The organism is Salinactinospora qingdaonensis, from assembly GCF_039539445.1.
Classification (GTDB): domain Bacteria; phylum Actinomycetota; class Actinomycetes; order Streptosporangiales; family Streptosporangiaceae; genus Salinactinospora; species Salinactinospora qingdaonensis.
In genome coordinates, this window is sequence record NZ_BAABDD010000006.1 from 108859 (window position 1) to 125462 (window position 16604).

Genomic DNA, 16604 nt, shown 5'->3' on the forward strand with positions numbered 1-16604 from the left:
CTCGTGTCTCGATCGCCGCGCGGTCTCGACAGCCCGCGGGGACGCTCGCCCGCGTGCGCCCACCGCCCTTTTCGAAAAACAGAAGCCGGCGCAAAAGCGGAGAGGAGCGTCAGCCGAGGTAGACCTCGGCCAGAGCACGCAGTGTCGAAGAACAGCCCGCGTCGACCGTGAGCGTCGCGACGGCGTCGGAGCGGGTCGCGCCCCGGTTGAGGATCACCACGGGCTTGCCCTGGTCCACGGCGTGCTTGACGAACCGGCGCCCCGAGAGCACGGTTAGCGACGAGCCCGCGACCAGGACGGCCGCCGCCTCGTCGACGAGCCGGTAGCTCGCCTGCACGCGGTCCTTGGGCACGTTCTCGCCGAAGTAGACGATGTCGGGTTTGAGCATCCCGCCGCAGGCTTCGCAGTCGGCCACCCGGAACCGCTCGGTGGCGGCCAGGACCGCGTCGGCGTCGGGGGCGATCTCGATGTCGGCAACGCCGTCGGCGAAGCCCGGGTTGAGCGCCGTGAGACGTTCGGCCAGGTGGGAGCGGGTGATGACCTGCGAGCAAGCCAGGCAGATGACCCGGTCGTAGCGGCCGTGTAGCTCGATGAGGCGTCTGCTGCCCGCCATCTCGTGCAGAGTGTCCACGTTCTGGGTGATGACGCCGGACACGACACCGGCCGTCTCAAGCTCAACCAGCGCGCGGTGGCCCTCGTTGGGCCGGGTGCGGTCCATGTGGCGCCAGCCGACGTGGTTGCGCGCCCAGTAGTGGCGGCGAAACGCCGCATCGCCGACGAACTGCTGGTAGGTCATGGGTTTGCGCGGCGGCGAGTCCGGCCCCCGGTAGTCGGGGATTCCCGAGTCCGTGGAGATGCCCGCTCCGGTCAGCGCGACCACCGGTCCCGCTCCGAGAACCTCGCGCATGCGGGCGGCCTCGGCCGTGAGAGCGCCGGCGTCGAGCGTATCGGTCACGGCTACGAGGGTACGTGCTGCGCCGGAGGAGCCCCGAAGCCACCCCGGGTGCGTACACCGTCCGGAGGTGCGCACCGCTTTCCGGCGAGGGCGACAGCGTGGCATGTACCCGGCCACCCGGGAGGCACGTCAAGAACACGGGGCCGCTGTGTTTGTGTCAAGTGGGGTGGGGAGGTGGTGGTGTTCGCTCGTGTCTTGATCACTGTGCGATCTTGGCAGCCCCGGGGTGGGGCGCCCCTGGAGATTTTGCTGTTCGCTCGTGCCTCGACCGCTTCGCGGTCTCCGCAGCTTAAAGGGGGCGCTGTGACTAAGGCGACAGGAAACGACGCAGGTGGCCACGGGGATGAAAGAATGTCGCCCTGCCCCGGGGCCTCGCTCCACCTCAGGATGTTGCTCTGATTCAGGGCGTCGCTGTAGCGCAGGATACAGCGGTGGGCGGCGAGCTTTCCGGAATGGTGGTAGAGGTAGCCCTCCCGAATGCGGTCACCCTCGGGCAGGTGACGCCCCAAAAGGCGTTAGGTCACGACACCCACTCCAGCCACGGCACCCCTCAGGCTGTCGAGATCGCGAAGCGATCGAGGCACGAGCGACGGGAAACACCACACGCTCTCCTCCCCAAAACCACGCCGCGCCCCGCGTACACGCGCGGGGGGCGGGGGCGCCCGAACGCGGTTCGGGGCGGGCTGTTAGCTTCCCGGCATCGAGCGTTCACCGGCGGGCCAAGCCGAAGGGGTTCACTGCGAGTGTCCGGCCCCGTGGTAGCCCGTTCGCTCACCCCACCCGGCGCAGGAGAGGTAGAACCACCGCATGCCATTACTGAACTTCCGCGACGTCGCCGACACCATGCCCGCCCGCCCCCCGGAGGGTGCGGGGCTGCGACGGGGGCGGCTCTTCCGCTCGGCGATGCCGTTCGATCTGACCGCCGCCGAGGCCGCCGCTGTGCACGAGAGCGGGGTGCGTACGGTGCTGGACCTGCGCTCCGACGTGGAACGCCGCGCCGAGGAGTGGTCGGCGCTGACCGGGCTGGGCGTCGAGGTGGTCCACGCGCCGCTAGGAGGCACCCCGGCCACGCGCCGCCCCGGCGGCAGTAGACGGCTAGCCACCATGCGCACCCCTGCTGACCTGGGAAACTTCTACAGTGCGCTGGCCACTCGCGCCGCGGACGACCTCGTGCAAGCGCTAGAAACGATCGCGCAGCGCGCCCCGGTGCTGGTGCAGTGCGCTGCCGGCAAGGACCGCACCGGCCTGGTCGTGGCCACCGCGCTGGCGCTGCTCGGCGTGCCACGGGAGCGCATCGTGGCCGACTACGCGCGCACCGCCGAGGCACTGCCGGAACTGCTGCCGCTGCTGGCCACCCACCGCTCCGGCGGGCAGGACGCGCCCGAGGCGGCCCAGCTTGCCGACAGGGGCGCGGTGCCCGAGGTGCTGCTGACCGCGCCGGCCGAAGCCATCGGGGTCTACCTCGACGAGCTGACCGCCGCCCCAGACGGGATCACGGGGCTGCTGGCCCGTGCCGGCGCCGCCGAGGACCTGCCGCAGCGACTGCGCGACGCACTGTGGGCCGGCGCGTGACCCGCCCCGACCCGACCGCGTTTTTCCCGGCTGACCGCGCGGCCCGCCCGGCGCGTGTCCGCGGGGCGATTCCCGCGGGCCGGCGCCCCTCGCCGTGATCGCGGCGCGACCTCCGAGCCGCGGGACCGGCCAGGGGTCAGTAGGGGCGATTCATGGCCCTGGTGCGCGCCTGGGCGACCCGCGACCCCGACTCGCGGCGCGCCATCCGGCGCAGCAGCACAGGGGCGACGAGGAAACCGACGACGCCCCACAGGCCCAGCACACCGGCGATCTCCAGGTGCTGCCAGGAGCCGGCGAGTTCGACTTGGGCCGCCTCGGCGGGCAGCAGCGCCGAACGCGCGCCCAAGCCCAACCAGTAGACCGGGAACACCTGGACGAGAGTCTGCACCCAGCCGGGCATGGCGGTGATGGGGAAGAAGATGCCCGATGCCATGGCCAGCGCCATGAAGGGGAGCATGACCAGCCCGATCATGCGTGGGTTGCTGATGAGCGAACCGATGGCGGCGCCGATGGGCACGGTCGCGAACAGACCCAGCAGGCACACCCAGACCAGGTGGAACCAGCCGGCGACCCCCTGCACTGCGAAGCCGTCGATGAGCAGCACCGGCGGCACGACGATGATGGCCACCCCCAGGGTGGTCATGAGCAGCATGTAGCAGGTCTTGCCGACGAAGTAGCCCAGCATGCCCTGCGGGACGGCCTTGGAGCGCAACAGCGTGCCATCCTCGCGCTCCATGGCCAGGATCTGGGCCACCGTCATGCCGCCGGCGATGAACACGAGGAAGCCGACCGCGCCGGCCATGATCAGAGCCCCGGCCGGTATCTGCGTCCCTGGGATCGTCTCGCCACCGACGCTGAAGGAGATGACGAGGAAAACCGCCGGCATGAGGAAGTAGCCGAGCAGGTCCTGAGCGTTGGTAAGCGACTGCCGGAACTCGACCCAGCCCCGCCATGCGCCGGCGCGAACCGCGTTCGTTGTGGTGTTCATCGGACCCCCCGGGTGAATTCGTCGGCGGCGGCGTCGACCTGACCGGTCTCGTGGCGGTGCACCATCGTGAGGTAGACGTCCTCCAAGCTGGCGCGGCGCACCTCCAAATCGGTGATCTCGCTGCCGTGACGCTCGAACAACTGCCGGACGAACTCGGTGGACTCGACTGTGGCGTGGCTGTGGCGCTCGCCGTTATGGCGCCAGTGCACCTCGCTCTCGCGCGCGACCTCGGCGGCGAGCTGTTCGGCGGAGCCGTCGGCGACAATGCGCCCGCCGGCCAGGATCAGGATGCGGTCGGCGAGCTTCTCGGCCTCGTCAAGGTCGTGGGTGGTCAACAGGATGGTGGTGTCTTCGGCGGCGGCGAGGTTGTGGACCAGTTCGTGGAAGTCGCGGCGCGCCTCCGGATCGAAGCCGGCGGTGGGCTCGTCGAGGAAGAGCAGCCTGGGGCGGCCCACGATGCCGATAGCGACGTCGAGCCGGCGGCGCTGGCCACCCGAGAGGGCGGAGATGCGTTTGTTGGCGTGTTCGGTGAGCCCGACCCGTTCGAGCAGTTCACCGGTGTCGTAGGGGCGGGGACGGTCGGGAGTGCTGTGGGGCGCGTAGAAGACGCCGAGGTAGGCGAGCAGCTCGCGCACCTTCCACTTGGCGTGGTCGCGCCACGATTGCAGCACGAGCCCGACCTGGGCGCGCCACGCCTCACCGGCGGTCGCGGGGTCGGTGCCCAGCACGGTCACCTCGCCGCCCGAGCGCAGCCGGAACCCTTCGAGGATCTCCACTGTGGTGGTCTTGCCTGCTCCGTTGGGCCCCAGCAGGCACAGCACCTCGCCGGGGTGGGCACTGAAGTCGACTCCCTTGAGGACGTCGGTGCTGCCGTAGCGCATGCGCAGGTCACGGACCTCGATCACGGTTTCGGCCGGCTGTTGCTCGACATCGTGGGTAGCCGCGCTTGCCTCAGGGGTGGTCATATTTATGCCTCATAAGTCCTTTGCATCCAACGAAAAACGGCGCGGGTGCGATCGGGATGGCGGGGACGGTTAGGTGTGTACAGTCGCGGGTGGCTACCACTGCCTCTCGTCGCTGGTGGGGTCAGGGGCGGTCGGTATGACCTCGGGAGGAGTTCGGTGGCGCCGGCATGGGAGTGTGGCGTCATCCGATGCTTCTGACGTTCGCGCTTCACCCTCGGTTCCTCACCCGCGCGGCCTCCCTCCTCCCGGGCGATCGGCAGAGCGCGCCAGTTGGACGTCACCGTAAGTGACGAAACGGTGCCGGTATATTGAGCCGGGGACGCACCGCCGTGGCCGATACCGGCTCCTGCGCCAGGGCCGCATCCGGCGCTGAACGGGCGGCCCGCGCGCCACATGGGAGGGAAACACCGCCGATGGAGGCCTCGCCGCAGAGTTCGGGAACGGTTGTCGCTGCGCCTTCACCTCGTCGCAAACACAGACGACCGCCGAGGGGGTCACGTGAGTCGGCTGACCGTCGCGCTGCTGCAACTGACGCCCCCGGGCCCCGACCTATCGGCCAACCTCGCCAGGGGCGAGGAAGCCTGCCGCCGGGCGCGGGCGCTGGATGCCGATATCGCGCTGTTCCCAGAGATGTGGAGCAACGGCTACACCAGTACCGTCCCCACCACGGCGGCCGAGGCCGACCGGTACCGCCACCCGGAGCTGTGGGAGGGCGCACCCCCGGTTGAGCAACCGCCGCCCGAAGCGGTCTGGGCCGGTGCGGCGATCGCCCACGATTCGGCCTTCGTGGCCCACTTCCGCGCCCTGGCTGCCGAACTGGACATGGCGATCGCGCTCACCTACCTGGAGCAGTGGGAGGGACCGCCGCGCAACACCGTGTCGCTGATCGACCGGCACGGTCGGCTCGTCCTCACCTACGCCAAGGTGCACACCTGCGCTTTCGCCCTGCCCGAGGCCGCTCTCACGCCGGGCGGGGAGTTCGGGGTGTGTGCCCTGGACACCGCCGCCGGCACGGTGACGGTCGGCGCGATGATCTGCTACGACCGGGAGTTTCCCGAGAGCGCCCGGGAGTTGGCGCTGGCGGGGGCCGAGGTCGTGCTGACCCCCAACGCCTGTGAGCTGGAACGCAACCGGCTCGCCCAGTTCCGGGCGCGCGCCTACGAGAACATGGCCGCGATGGCGATGGCCAACTACGCCGGTCCCGGCTTGGGCCACTCCGTGGCCTTCGACGGCATCGCCTTCGGGTCGGAGGGCTCCCGAGACATGCTCGTCACCGAGGCGGGTGAAGCCGAGGGGGTGTACCCGGCGGTGCTGGACCTGGCCGCGCTGCGGGCCTACCGGCGCGAAGGGACCTGGGGCGGTGCGTTCCGCCGCCCCGGTGCCTACCGGCGGCTGGTCGACCGCACCGTGAGCGCACCCTTCGTGCGTGTCGACCGCGACGGCGCGCGACTGCCGCGCTGAAGCGAGCACCTGAGCTGATTCGTCGTTCATCGGCCACAATGCCGGCTGTGCAGGTAGATCGTCCTAGATCGTCCCGCTCGCCCCGGGTCTGTCGCCTCATGGGCCCTTGACGGGACTCGAGTGAGCGCTAACAATAACGGGAAACCGGGCGGCAACCCACTGTAACCCGCCGCTAACATTGCCGGGTGTTCAGCAGCCGCGCTGACCCCCTTCATCCCCCAGGAGGCCAGAATCGAGCCGACACCGACGGCGTGAAATGTTAGCGCTAACAATCGGACGGCGTTGCCGCCCGGGCCACCACGATCCGCCATCCGCTCTCTCACCGCACCGTTCCTCATCCCCCTGCGGTCGCGCCCTCGCACCGGCGCGGCCAGACAAGGAGACGGCGATGACCACACACCGGATGACCACCACCCCTCTCGCGCTCCTGGCCCTGGTGACCCTGCTGGTGCCCCTGGCGCTGGCCCTGGCCGCACCACAAGCCGACGCGGCAACCTCCTACACCAACCCGATCAAGACCGAAAAGGGCGCCGACCCCTGGATTCAGTACTACGAAGGCAACTACTACCTGATCACGACGAGCTGGACCTCCGAGCTGACCATGCGGCGCTCCCCCACGCTGGAAGGGCTGCGCACCGCGCCGAGCGTGCAGGTCTATGAGGAGACCGACTCCTCCCGGTGCTGCAACATGTGGGCGCCGGAGATGTACCGGCTGGAGGGGCCGGACGGCCCGCGCTGGTACATCTACTACAGCGCCGGCGAGGACGTCACCGACTACGTGCCCACTCAACGCATCCACGTGCTGGAAAGCACCGGCGACGACCCGATGGGCCCCTACGTCTACCGGGGCGAACTGACCGATCCCGCCAACGACACCTGGCAGATCGACGGCAGCATCCTGCGCCTTGACGGTCGGATGTACCTCATGGGCAGCTACTACGGGACGGACTCGCAGAACCTGTTCATCATGCCGCTGATCGACCCCTACACCGTCGGCGGTCCCCGGGTCGAACTGGCCCGGCCCACCTACGACTGGGAACGTCAGGGTGCGCCGGTCCTCGAAGCACCCGAACCCCTTTACCACAACGGGGAAACATTCATCGTCTACTCGGCCAGCTTCTGCAACACCCCCGACTACAAGCTCGGCCTCCTCACCCATAACGGCGGCGACCCCATGAACGCCGCCTCCTGGGACAAGTCACCGGAACCGGTGTTCGAGCGCAACGACGCCGCCGGGGTCTACGGCCCCGCCCACAACGGGTTCTTCACCTCGCCCGATGGCACGGAGAGCTGGATCGTCTACCACGCCAACGACGCCGAGTCCGATGGCTGCGACAACGGCCGCACCACCCGCGCCCAGGAATTCACGTGGAACGCCGACGGGACCCCCGACTTCGGTGTCCCCGTGGCCACCGGCGTCTCACTGGCCGCCCCCTCCGGCGAGACCGCGGCCACCCCCACGGGCTACACGCTGGTCAACCGCAACAGCGGCAAGTGCTTGGAGGTGGTCGACGGCTCCGGCGCAGACGGGGTCAACGTCGCCCAGCGCGCCTGCGACGGCAGCGCGCAACAGCGGTGGAGCTTCGACGACCTCGGCGACGACACCAGCAGGATCATCAGTGCCCAAAGCGGCAAGGTGCTCGACGTCGCCAACTGCGACACCGCCGACGGCGCCGGCGTGCGCCAATGGAGCTGGCTCGACAACACCTGCCAGCGGTTCCGACTGGTCACCACCGATGAGGGCGGCTGGGTACGTGTCGAGAACGCCAACAGCGGCAAGGTGCTCGACGTCGCCAACTGCGACACCGCCGACGGCGCGGACGTGCGCCAATGGAGCTGGCTCGACAACACCTGCCAGCAGTGGCGGTTGGATGCCGTGACCTAACACCACCACACGGGAGAGCCGGCGGCATGTGGCCGGGTGCCCCCTGGGCACCCGGCCACAGAGTTGCCCGCCCCTACTCCTGCTGTGGCTCCCGCTGTGGCTTGGTGAGGCGGATCTTGGATTGGCGGTGCGGGCGTTCCTCCCAATCCGGCATGAACGCCCCGTTCAAGCCGTGCCGTGCTGCCAGTTGCAGCAGCGTGTCGACACGGTAGTAGTAGTCCTCATGGAGCACGTGGTGCTCGCGGCCGGTGGTCTGGTTAAACGTGAAATCGAAGAATCCATGCGGCTGGAGCAACCGCCCTACGTTGGCCAGGCACTCGTCGATGACCTCGATCGGACAGTGGGAGAACACGCTGTGCGCGTGGATGACCGTGAAGTGCTCGCTGGGGAGGAACTCCAGTTTGAGATCGTTGACGAGGCTCAGCCGCGGAAGCTTGTCCTGGAGTTCGTAGTGGCACAGCGTCTGCTGGGCGGCCAGCAAGATGTCGGGGGAGATATCGACGCCGTAGTAGTGGCCACGGTCCAGGTAGTTGATGAACCGCCAGCCCGCACGCAGGTTTCCGCACCCGATCTCCAGGAGATGGTCGTCTGGCTTGAGACCGTGCTCGACCAGGTAGTCGAACTGCATCTCCCCCAGCGCCAGCCATCTGTCGCGCGTGGCGCTGCCCACGGCGGAGTCGGGGTCCTCGGCGCTGTCGTGGGCCATCACCGCCCGGTAGTAGCTGACATGGTCCCGGCTGCCCAGCCGCAGCCGCATGTCCCGGGCCCACCGCCGCGCGTAGGGGTAGACCCGCTCGGGGTGGCGCGCCGCGTGCCGGACCCGCCCCAGCAGGCTCCTCGGCCCATTGCGCCGCGCTTCGCCTTCACCACTCATGCCCCTCAGTAAACCGCCCAGCCAGCCGTGAGGCGAAGCGTTCACGCCGGTGTTTTTCAAGCTCAGAGCAGTGCTGTAGGGCTGCCCGGGGGTTTACCCCCATTCGTCCGCCGAGTCGGCCCGCTGCTGGGCCGGCTCGGTCTCGCGTAGCCGGGTGTTCTCATCCTCCAGTTCGAGGATGTGGCGAACGCCGGTGAGGTTGACGCCGGCGGCGACGAGCTCGCTGATCCGGTTGAGCCGGGCAATGTCATTGTCGCTGTAACGACGGGTACCGCCTTGGGTACGAGCCGGGGTGATCAGGCCGCGTTGCTCGTAGAGCCGCAGGGTCTGTGGGGATATACCGGCTAGTTCCGCGGCCACTGAGATGGTGTACAGGGCGTGGTCGGGGCCAGGGCGTGCGTCGGTCAACGGCGTGGGTCCTTCGCTGGTGGAGGGAGGGCTTCGGCGAGTCGATTAAGGGCGGTGTGCTGCTCGGGGGCGAGGCGAGTAGGGATGTCGAGGGCGATGTGGACGACGAGGTCGCCGGCCGCCCGCTGGGCTCCTCCGGGAACACCGTGCCCGGGGAGACGCAGCCGATCACCTGGAGCGGTAGCGGGGGGAACGGTCAGATGCACCTCCTTGCCAAGCAGAGTGGTGATGGCCACGACAGCGCCGGCGACAGCCTCCGGATAGCTCAAGGTAAGACTCGTGTGCAGGTCACGCCCTACGCGCCAATAGGTGGGGTGGTCGGACACGAGCAGAGTAACCAGCAGGTCGCCGCGCGGCCCACCGTTGCGCCCGGCCTCTCCTGCGCCCCGGACGCGCAGCCGCTGCCGGTGGGTGGCACCGGCAGGGACACTGACCTGGGCCCGATCTCCACCACCGAGGTCGACGTCAACGGTAGCGCCGCCCACCGCTTCGGCAAGCCCAAGGTTGAGGCGGGCGGTGATGTCGGACCCGCGCCGTGGCGCGTCGTCGCGGACGCGCACCGGAATCCGGGTGATGCCCGGGGACCGTGGGGTGCGTGAGGAACGCGGACGGTAGGCGGCGTCGTAGGCGGCACGGCGGGCAGGATCGGCCAGCGTCTCGTAGGCGGCGCGGACGCGAGCGAAGGCATCGTGGTCACCGCCGCTGGTGTCGGGGTGATAGCGCCGAGCCAGCGCGCGGAAGGAGCGCAGGATCTGCTCCTGTGTCGCGTCGCTGCGCACCCCGAGAACCGCGTAGGGGTCTTCCGGTGACGACATGAGTACCTCCTTTCCACGCAGAAGCTTTGTTCATTATCTCTTATATGTTTATTGGCTCATGGATGTGGTATAAAACTTGCGTGAGGTTGCTTCAGGTTAGCTGAGTGAACTTCAGGAGGTGACCAACGATGCTGATGCGCACTGACCCTTTCCGCGACTTCGACCGGTTGACCCAGCGCCTGTTCAACGAGACGGCACGGCCGGCCGTGATGCCGATGGACGCCTACCGCGACGGCGACACGTTCGTGGTCCAGTTCGACCTGCCCGGGGTCCAAGCCGACTCCATCGATCTGGAGGTCGAACGCAACGTGCTCACGGTGAAGGCCGAGCGCAAGAACCTCGTCGAGGGGCACGAAGCGGTGGTGACGGAGCGGACCTCCGGCACGTACTCGCGGCAACTGTTCCTGGGCGAGACGCTGGACGCCGACAACATCGACGCTGAGTACGCCGACGGAGTTCTGACCCTGCGCATCCCCGTGGCAGAGCAGGCCAAGCCGCGCAAGATCAGCGTGGGTGCGGGTGAGGGCCAGTCCCGCCAGATCAACGCCTAATCGGTTTCCAGCGGCGCGGCCCCCGGCTTCGGCCGTGGGGAGGGCGTCGACCGGCGATCCAGCCGACCCGCGCGGGCCGGGAAACCGGCGAACCGGCCCGGCCCATCCCCTCCACCGCCCGACGAACGCAACGATGGAGGTGACTATGCGCGAGCGGAAACTGGCTAGCCTGTGGCACGCCTACCGGGAGCACGCGCAAGCCACGGTGGACAACTGGCTCATCGGCACCGGAAATCCCGGTACCGCCGCCGACAGCCCCGAGACCGGCGGCCCGCGGCACCCCGGCCGCGCTGGGGAAGCCCCGATTGGGGGAGCCGACAGCGCCCGGCCGGCGACGCTGGTGGGAGCCAGCGGCACCGGCGAGTGATGCACGGCGTGGCCGCGTGAACGGGAGGCGCGCCGATGTGACGTGAGGACAGGACGGGCCCGGCCGCGTAGGCGGCCGGGCCGGTTGTGTGGTGGGGCGGGGCGGGTTTGGTCATAACCACCCCAAAGTTACTCACCAGTAGTACCGTGGGGGTACGGTCGCTCAACGCGTCACGGAGACAATGCCCACCACCCACCCCACCCCTTTCACGGAGCCCCAATGACCGTCATCGACGTGTGGGCCCAGCACCCCACCCTGCGGTTTCTCCAGCAAGACATGCTCGCCTCCCTGCGTAGATGGGTGGGCGAGCAAATCCCCACCGAGGAACCCTCCCCAGAGCTGACGGTGGCCGCCATGGACGCCGGCGGCGTCGACCGTGCACTGCTCAGCGCCTGGTACGGCCCTGAGGGGCCCCTGATCTCCAACGACGAAGTCGCCGCCGTCGTGGCCACGGCGCCGGAGCGGTTCGCCGGCGTGGCATCGGTGGATGTGCGCCAGCCGATGGCGGCCGTGCGGGAGCTGCGCCGCGCCGTCAACGAGCTGGGGTTCAAGGCGCTGCGCATCGTGCCATGGCTGTGGGGGTTGCCGCCCAACGACCGGCGCTACTACCCGCTGTACGCCGAATGCGTCGAGCTCGGCATCCCCTTCTGCACTCAAGTCGGCCACACTGGGCCGCTGCGCACCTCCGAGACCGGCCGGCCCATCCCCTACCTGGACGACGTGGCCCTAGAGTTTCCGGAGCTGACGATCGTGGCAGGCCACATCGGTTACCCCTGGACCACCGAGATGATCGCCGTGGCCACTAAATACCCCAACGTCCACATCGACACCTCCGCCTACACCGTGCGCCGCTACCCCACCGAACTGGTGAACTACCTACGTTCCCACGGCAGGCACAAGGTGCTGTTCGGCACTAACTACCCGATGATCACCGCCGAGAAAGCACTAACGGAGTTGGCCTCGCTTGAGCTCGACGAGGAGACCACACGCCTCTTTCTCGGAGGCAACGCCCAACGGGTCTTCCAGCTCTGACCCTCGCTGCCGAGCGGGAGGTGCCTCTGCGCTGGCTGGGCCCCGCGCCCACTCTTCCCGCGCTAGGCGAGACGTGCCAGGGCCGGCTACCAGGACAACTCCTCGGTGCCCCGCCGGGACACGTTCCGCTCCTGTCCTCACCTTCCCCCAAGGGACCTGACCTGCCGCTCGCGTCTCTCTCCTCCAGCGCTGGGGCGACGACAGTCCGTACCGTTTGGACGGCACCGGTGGGGGAAGCCGATCCCCACGACAAGAGCGGAGAGCGCCTGGCGGCAGCGGCCAACGCAACCTCCTCCCGCCCCAGCGCAGGGGAAGGGCGTGAGATGTGCCGGCCGGCGCCGGCCCGCCACGCGACGCCGTACGGCAGCCGTAGGCACAGGGGGACGACATGGCCACACACCAGGAACTGGTCGACGGGATCGCCGCGCACGACATGGTGACCGACGCGGCCGAGGCGCGTCGGGCGCTGCCCAGCATCATCGCCGCGCTAGCCCGCCACCTCGACGCGGGCAGCCGTGACCAGTTGGCACGGCATCTGCCCGCGTCGCTGCGCGACGAGGTACATGGTGACGGCGCGCAACCGCTGCCGGAGTCGGGTGGCCTGGCCCAGGAGGTGGCGCTCGACCTTGGCTGCCCACCCGAACGCGCCCTGCACTTGGCGCGCGTGGTGCTGGCCGAACTCGTGTCCACGGACCCGGATCTGAAGGAGATGCTGAGTTCGGCACTACCGCGGGAGCTGGCGCAGTGGGCAGCCGACCCTGTGGGTGCGGCGGGTCGCACCGATGCCCCCACCGACACACCGACCCGCATCAGCGAGGACGATGTGGCCGCCATGCGCCAGCGACTGCCCGAATGGGAGGGCGACACCAGCCGCCTGAGCCGCTCGGTGGAACTGCCACCTGAACGTCTAAGGCCACTGTTGACGCAGGTAGACCGAGAGGCCCACGCCCTGAAGCACGGGCCGCGCTACGAGGACACCCCCGAGGGCGTGCGGTTCACGGTGCGCACCGAGTCGGTGGACGCGGTGACGGAACTCGACCTCGAACTAGCCGAACGCATCGAGGCCGCCATCACCGAAATCGGCTCGGGAGGCTGAGCCGCCGCGATCGCCGCTCACGGACGACCGGCATCCGGCGAACCGAAACCCCGGTTATGGAAATGAGCTGCCGGATCGGAGGGGTACTGCCGAACGAGAAAACAGTAGGCCTCGGAGGAGCCATCCGTATAGCGGCCAAAGTGGCGAGAGGCGCAGGAAACCGCCCGAAGGTTGCTGTGGCTCCCGGCACGGTGGTTGAGCTGGCTTGGCTCTTACACCGCCGCTCGCGCCTCGATCGCTGCGCGATTTCGGCAGCCCGAGAAGTAACGGGAGCCAGACGAGCACAGCGGAAATTCCGGAGCACGAGCTGAGCAAGCGCAGCCAGCAGACCCCCGGGAACAAAGCACCGACGACGACAAGCAGCGGCTGCGGCGCACAGCGGAAGGGGTCGATGCCACTACGCATCCACCCCTAGCGAAAGATTCCACTATCGGAATATCATCGCCTTATGGCGATGAATGCTGCTGGTATATACACCGCTGACGACGGCGGGGGCGGGTGCGAGGCCGAACTGACACCGGCGGTCTCGCTGTTCCGGTCGTTGGGGGACCCGGTGCGGCTGGCGCTGCTGCGGCACCTGGCGCACGGGGAGGCGCGCGTGGCCGACCTGACCGAGCTGCTGGGGCTGGCGCAGTCGACCGTGTCCAAGCACCTGGCGTGCCTGCGCGGGTGCGGGCTGGTCGACTACCGCCCACAGGGACGCCAGTCCTTCTACTCCGTGGCCCGCCCTGAATTGCTCGACCTGCTGGGGGCGGCCGAAAACCTGCTGGAGGGCACCGGATCGGCGGTCGCGCTGTGCCCCGCCTACGGCACCGACGCCCTCGCCGAGCAGCAACCCGACCTCCCCGAGGAGGTCACGCAATGACGGCCGCGCCGGCAGCGAGAGACAGACGGGCGATCCTGACCCGGCGGGTACGGCTGATCGTCGGGGCCACCATCGCCTACAACGTCATCGAGGCCATCGTGGCCATCACCGCCGGTGCACTCGCGTCGTCGGCGGCGCTCATCGGCTTCGGGCTGGACTCCACGATCGAGGTGGCCTCCGCACTCGCGGTGGCCTGGCAGTTCGCCGGGCGCGACCCCCAAGCGCGGGAACGGGTGGCGCTGCGCGTCATCGCGGTGTCGTTTTTCGTCCTGGCTGCCTACGTGACCTTCGAGGCCGTGCGTGGCCTGGTCAGCGGCGTGCAGGCCGAGCCGTCGAACGTGGGGCTGGGCCTGGCGACGGCCAGCGTGATCGTCATGCCGCTGCTGTCCTACATCGAGCGCCGCACCGGCAGGGAACTCGGCTCGGCCAGCGCGGTCGCCGACTCCAAGCAGACGCTGATCTGCACCTACCTGTCGGCAGTGCTGCTGGTGGGGCTGGCGCTCAACGCGCTGTTCGGCTGGTGGTTCGCCGACCCACTCGCGGCGCTGGTGATCGCGGGCTTCGCGGTCAGGGAAGGCCGGGAGGCCTGGCGCGGCGACGCCTGCTGCGCTCCCCCGCTGCTGGTCACCGCAGGCGAAGACGCGGACCACGAGCACGGCGGCTGCGACTGCTGCGACGGCGACGGCTGCTCGTGTTGACAGGGTTGCCCCGCTGACGGGACCACCGGCCACTGTGCAGGCCCGGTCGCACCCGCAATGGCGGTCGGGCGGCGCGCCTTGACGGGAGCGCCCGCGCCCACGCGAGAGGAAGAAGCCGACGACCAGCGAGCCGAATGACCGCCGCGGGCGCCACCGCAGCCGCAGCCCCGCCCTTATCAGGGGGTGGCCACGGCGCGGTCGGGGCGAAACGGCGTCAAGTCCAGCTCCGGGTCTTCACCCAGCGCCAACCGCGCCGCGACGGCTCCCTGGTACGGGCCGAAGGTCAGCCCTTGCGACCCCAGGCCCGTGGCCACGATCGCGCCCGGCAACGCCGGGAGGGGACCGAGCAATTGCTCGCCGTCGGCGCTGGCCGGCCGAAATCCCACGCGGGTCTGGGCAACCGTGGCCTCCGCGAGACCGGGGGCGGTCTCCAGCGCCAGGGACAGCACATGGCGAACCCCCGCCGCCGTCACGCGGCGATCGAATCCGGCGTCGGGCTCGAACGTAGAGCCGACCACCACCCGGTTCGGGGGGAAGGCCAACAGGTAGCAGGCCCGGTCGGAAACCCGCACGATCGGCCAGGCGCCGGTGCGCTGGTCAGGCAGGGAGAAGTGGACGAGTTGGCCGCGCATCGGGGATAGGGGAAGCTCGACGCCGAAGGGGCGCAGCAGTCCAGCCGACCACGCCCCGGCGGCGACGATGATGGCGTCGGCGCGCAACTCGTCCCCGCCCACCCGCACGCCGCTGACGCGATCGCGCTCGACGATCAGCTCGGCGTCGCCGGCGCGGCGGCGCAGTCCCCGCTCCTCGGCGGCGTACAGCAGCGCGGCGCGGGTCTGGTCGCCGTCGAGCCGCACCATACCGGCGCACCACGTCGCGGCGTAGTCCTCGCGCAGCGCGGGGAAGCGCACGGCGGGCTCCCCCGGACCGAGGCGGCTCACCGGCCCCAGCCCCTCGTAGCCGGGCCGGCCGGCCAGCTCGCTCAGCATCCGGTACTCGGCGTCGACCGTGGCAGGGTCATCGGCGACGGCGGCACCGCCGACCTGCTCGTAGCCGGTGGGCGGACCACCCTCCTCGGTGATCTCGGCCATCAGCGTGGGGTAGTGCGCGGCAGCGGCCAGGCAGAACGAGCGCGCCTGCGGGGAGGCGTCGGGAAACGGCCAGGGGAAGATCACGCCGGCGCCGGCCCCGGTGGCCTGCCCCAGATCGGCGCGGTCAACGAGCGTGGTGGCCACACCGCGCTGAGTGAGACGGTAGGCCGCGCTCACCCCGACGATGCCGCCACCGACCACGATCACCTTCATGGTTTCCTCCTGCGAGCGGCCGACGAGGACACGTGGCACCTCACCAGGTCGGCCTCGGGCGGCTTCGGCTCCCCACGGCTGGGACACCGTCGGCAAGATGCCCCGGTCAGCGTCTCTGATCAGCTAAGCGTTCCCGTGCAAGACGTCGTCTCTGGCGCGGGTTCGTTCCATCGTGGAAGGGAGCGTGGGCGTGGAGTGGAAACCCACACCACCCGGTGACGCTCCTCGCGACATGTGTCCGGTGGTGGGCGTACTGATCGCGTGCACGCCCGGGTACCGGCAAGCTGAGCCCACCAGTCCACGCGCCCCACCAGGGACGGCGCTGCCAAGGACTTCGCCGGTCTTCTCCTCCGCTCCGCAGCGCACCAGGGCACGGGCGCAGGGGGTGCGGGGGGTCTCACCGCCAAAGACTGGTAGCTCCCGGCTCATGCGCCACAGTCCTTGCCACGGTCCCGCACCACCTTGACGATTTCACCGGTGGACGTGGTCCGCGGCTCCTCCGACATGCGCAGCGACTCCACGCACGCAACTATACATACGCAATACGAGGGGGAGCCAAGGAAACTGGCAGGCCCAGACCGGCCAAGGGCGCCCGCTCGGCGCCCTTCGTGGCGATCATGGCGCCCAGAGCGGCTCCATCACCGCGCTCCGGCACCCAAGCCGAAGAGCACCCTGCATCAGGGCCGGGGCGACCAGGGGGCGTCGCTCTACCGAGGGGAAAGCCCGTCCGGGACGCCAGATCCAGACGATGCCGCCGCAGCAGGCGGC

Annotated in this window: 16 protein-coding genes; 9 read left to right on the forward strand and 7 right to left on the reverse strand. The window is 69.5% G+C overall.

Going from position 1 to position 16604, the window contains the following annotated elements; genetic code table 11:
• Positions 1 to 109 precede the first annotated feature (109 nt).
• Complete coding sequence (locus tag ABD848_RS08440) at positions 110 to 955, reverse strand: NAD-dependent protein deacetylase (protein WP_425567471.1); 846 nt, start codon at positions 953 to 955, stop codon at positions 110 to 112.
• 807 nt (positions 956 to 1762) lie between these two features.
• Between ABD848_RS08440 and ABD848_RS08445 the strand changes: the two genes are divergently transcribed.
• The gene (locus ABD848_RS08445; protein ID WP_344969303.1) at positions 1763 to 2527 is read left to right on the forward strand and encodes a tyrosine-protein phosphatase; all 765 of its coding nucleotides are present in this window, start codon (positions 1763 to 1765) and stop codon (positions 2525 to 2527) included.
• A gap of 136 nt (positions 2528 to 2663) precedes the next feature.
• Here ABD848_RS08445 and ABD848_RS08450 read toward each other — a convergent pair whose 3' ends face one another.
• Entirely contained in the window at positions 2664 to 3515 is an 852-nt protein-coding gene (locus ABD848_RS08450) for an ABC transporter permease (RefSeq protein WP_344969305.1), read from the reverse strand.
• The gene (locus ABD848_RS08455; protein WP_344969307.1) at positions 3512 to 4480 is read right to left on the reverse strand and encodes an ABC transporter ATP-binding protein; all 969 of its coding nucleotides are present in this window, start codon (positions 4478 to 4480) and stop codon (positions 3512 to 3514) included. The genes ABD848_RS08450 and ABD848_RS08455 overlap by 4 nt, the downstream gene beginning before the upstream one ends.
• Before the next feature lie 498 nt (positions 4481 to 4978).
• On the opposite strand from ABD848_RS08455, the gene ABD848_RS08460 reads away from it, so the two are divergent.
• Positions 4979 to 5941 carry a carbon-nitrogen hydrolase family protein gene (locus tag ABD848_RS08460; RefSeq protein ID WP_344969309.1) on the forward strand — a complete coding sequence of 321 codons (963 nt, stop codon included), beginning with the start codon at positions 4979 to 4981 and terminating at the stop codon, positions 5939 to 5941.
• A gap of 388 nt (positions 5942 to 6329) precedes the next feature.
• Positions 6330 to 7826: a family 43 glycosylhydrolase gene (locus tag ABD848_RS08465; RefSeq protein WP_344969311.1), complete on the forward strand. Its 1497-nt coding sequence runs from the start codon at positions 6330 to 6332 to the stop codon at positions 7824 to 7826.
• A 73-nt stretch (positions 7827 to 7899) separates the two neighbouring features.
• Here the strand turns inward: ABD848_RS08465 and ABD848_RS08470 are convergent, their stop codons facing one another.
• The 3 genes from ABD848_RS08470 to ABD848_RS08480 all read right to left on the reverse strand — a co-directional run bounded on the left by ABD848_RS08470 (position 7900) and on the right by ABD848_RS08480 (position 9923).
• A complete protein-coding gene (locus ABD848_RS08470; protein WP_344969314.1) occupies positions 7900 to 8700 on the reverse strand; it encodes a class I SAM-dependent methyltransferase in 801 nt (266 codons plus the stop codon).
• A gap of 93 nt (positions 8701 to 8793) precedes the next feature.
• Positions 8794 to 9108, reverse strand: a complete 315-nt coding sequence (locus ABD848_RS08475) for a heat shock protein transcriptional repressor HspR (protein ID WP_344969316.1) — start codon at positions 9106 to 9108, stop codon at positions 8794 to 8796.
• Positions 9105 to 9923, reverse strand: a complete 819-nt coding sequence (locus ABD848_RS08480; protein WP_344969319.1) for a DnaJ C-terminal domain-containing protein — start codon at positions 9921 to 9923, stop codon at positions 9105 to 9107. Before ABD848_RS08480 ends, ABD848_RS08475 begins: the two co-directional genes overlap by 4 nt.
• Positions 9924 to 10051: 128 nt before the next feature.
• On the opposite strand from ABD848_RS08480, the gene ABD848_RS08485 reads away from it, so the two are divergent.
• The 6 genes from ABD848_RS08485 to ABD848_RS08510 all read left to right on the forward strand — a co-directional run bounded on the left by ABD848_RS08485 (position 10052) and on the right by ABD848_RS08510 (position 14532).
• Complete coding sequence (locus ABD848_RS08485) at positions 10052 to 10474, forward strand: Hsp20/alpha crystallin family protein (protein WP_344969323.1); 423 nt, start codon at positions 10052 to 10054, stop codon at positions 10472 to 10474.
• A 145-nt stretch (positions 10475 to 10619) separates the two neighbouring features.
• Positions 10620 to 10841, forward strand: coding sequence for a hypothetical protein (locus ABD848_RS08490; protein WP_344969327.1), 222 nt, complete (start codon positions 10620 to 10622; stop codon positions 10839 to 10841).
• 219 nt (positions 10842 to 11060) lie between these two features.
• On the forward strand, positions 11061 to 11873 hold the full coding sequence (locus ABD848_RS08495) for an amidohydrolase family protein (RefSeq protein ID WP_344969329.1): 813 nt from the start codon (positions 11061 to 11063) through the stop codon (positions 11871 to 11873).
• A gap of 388 nt (positions 11874 to 12261) precedes the next feature.
• Positions 12262 to 12969, forward strand: coding sequence for a 4a-hydroxytetrahydrobiopterin dehydratase (locus ABD848_RS08500; protein ID WP_344969334.1), 708 nt, complete (start codon positions 12262 to 12264; stop codon positions 12967 to 12969).
• A gap of 448 nt (positions 12970 to 13417) precedes the next feature.
• Entirely contained in the window at positions 13418 to 13834 is a 417-nt protein-coding gene (locus ABD848_RS08505; RefSeq protein ID WP_425567472.1) for an ArsR/SmtB family transcription factor, read from the forward strand.
• Positions 13831 to 14532, forward strand: a complete 702-nt coding sequence (locus ABD848_RS08510; protein WP_344969336.1) for a cation transporter — start codon at positions 13831 to 13833, stop codon at positions 14530 to 14532. Before ABD848_RS08505 ends, ABD848_RS08510 begins: the two co-directional genes overlap by 4 nt.
• A gap of 176 nt (positions 14533 to 14708) precedes the next feature.
• Here ABD848_RS08510 and ABD848_RS08515 read toward each other — a convergent pair whose 3' ends face one another.
• Positions 14709 to 15836 carry an NAD(P)/FAD-dependent oxidoreductase gene (locus ABD848_RS08515; protein ID WP_344969338.1) on the reverse strand — a complete coding sequence of 376 codons (1128 nt, stop codon included), beginning with the start codon at positions 15834 to 15836 and terminating at the stop codon, positions 14709 to 14711.
• Positions 15837 to 16604: the final 768 nt, after the last annotated feature.

Excerpts from the sequence above, each read along its gene's own strand:
- ABD848_RS08510 (WP_344969336.1), top strand. The coding sequence starts at position 13,831 with ATGACGGCCGCGCCGGCAGCGAGAGACAGACGGGCGATCCTGACCCGG.
- ABD848_RS08465 (WP_344969311.1), top strand. The coding sequence starts at position 6,330 with ATGACCACACACCGGATGACCACCACCCCTCTCGCGCTCCTGGCCCTG.
- ABD848_RS08505 (WP_425567472.1), top strand. The coding sequence starts at position 13,418 with ATGGCGATGAATGCTGCTGGTATATACACCGCTGACGACGGCGGGGGC.
- ABD848_RS08445 (WP_344969303.1), top strand. The coding sequence starts at position 1,763 with ATGCCATTACTGAACTTCCGCGACGTCGCCGACACCATGCCCGCCCGC.
- ABD848_RS08450 (WP_344969305.1), bottom strand. The coding sequence starts at position 3,515 with ATGAACACCACAACGAACGCGGTTCGCGCCGGCGCATGGCGGGGCTGG.
- ABD848_RS08455 (WP_344969307.1), bottom strand. The coding sequence starts at position 4,480 with ATGACCACCCCTGAGGCAAGCGCGGCTACCCACGATGTCGAGCAACAG.
- ABD848_RS08480 (WP_344969319.1), bottom strand. The coding sequence starts at position 9,923 with ATGTCGTCACCGGAAGACCCCTACGCGGTTCTCGGGGTGCGCAGCGAC.
- ABD848_RS08490 (WP_344969327.1), top strand. The coding sequence starts at position 10,620 with ATGCGCGAGCGGAAACTGGCTAGCCTGTGGCACGCCTACCGGGAGCAC.
- ABD848_RS08500 (WP_344969334.1), top strand. The coding sequence starts at position 12,262 with ATGGCCACACACCAGGAACTGGTCGACGGGATCGCCGCGCACGACATG.
- ABD848_RS08495 (WP_344969329.1), top strand. The coding sequence starts at position 11,061 with ATGACCGTCATCGACGTGTGGGCCCAGCACCCCACCCTGCGGTTTCTC.
- ABD848_RS08485 (WP_344969323.1), top strand. The coding sequence starts at position 10,052 with ATGCTGATGCGCACTGACCCTTTCCGCGACTTCGACCGGTTGACCCAG.
- ABD848_RS08515 (WP_344969338.1), bottom strand. The coding sequence starts at position 15,836 with ATGAAGGTGATCGTGGTCGGTGGCGGCATCGTCGGGGTGAGCGCGGCC.
- ABD848_RS08470 (WP_344969314.1), bottom strand. The coding sequence starts at position 8,700 with ATGAGTGGTGAAGGCGAAGCGCGGCGCAATGGGCCGAGGAGCCTGCTG.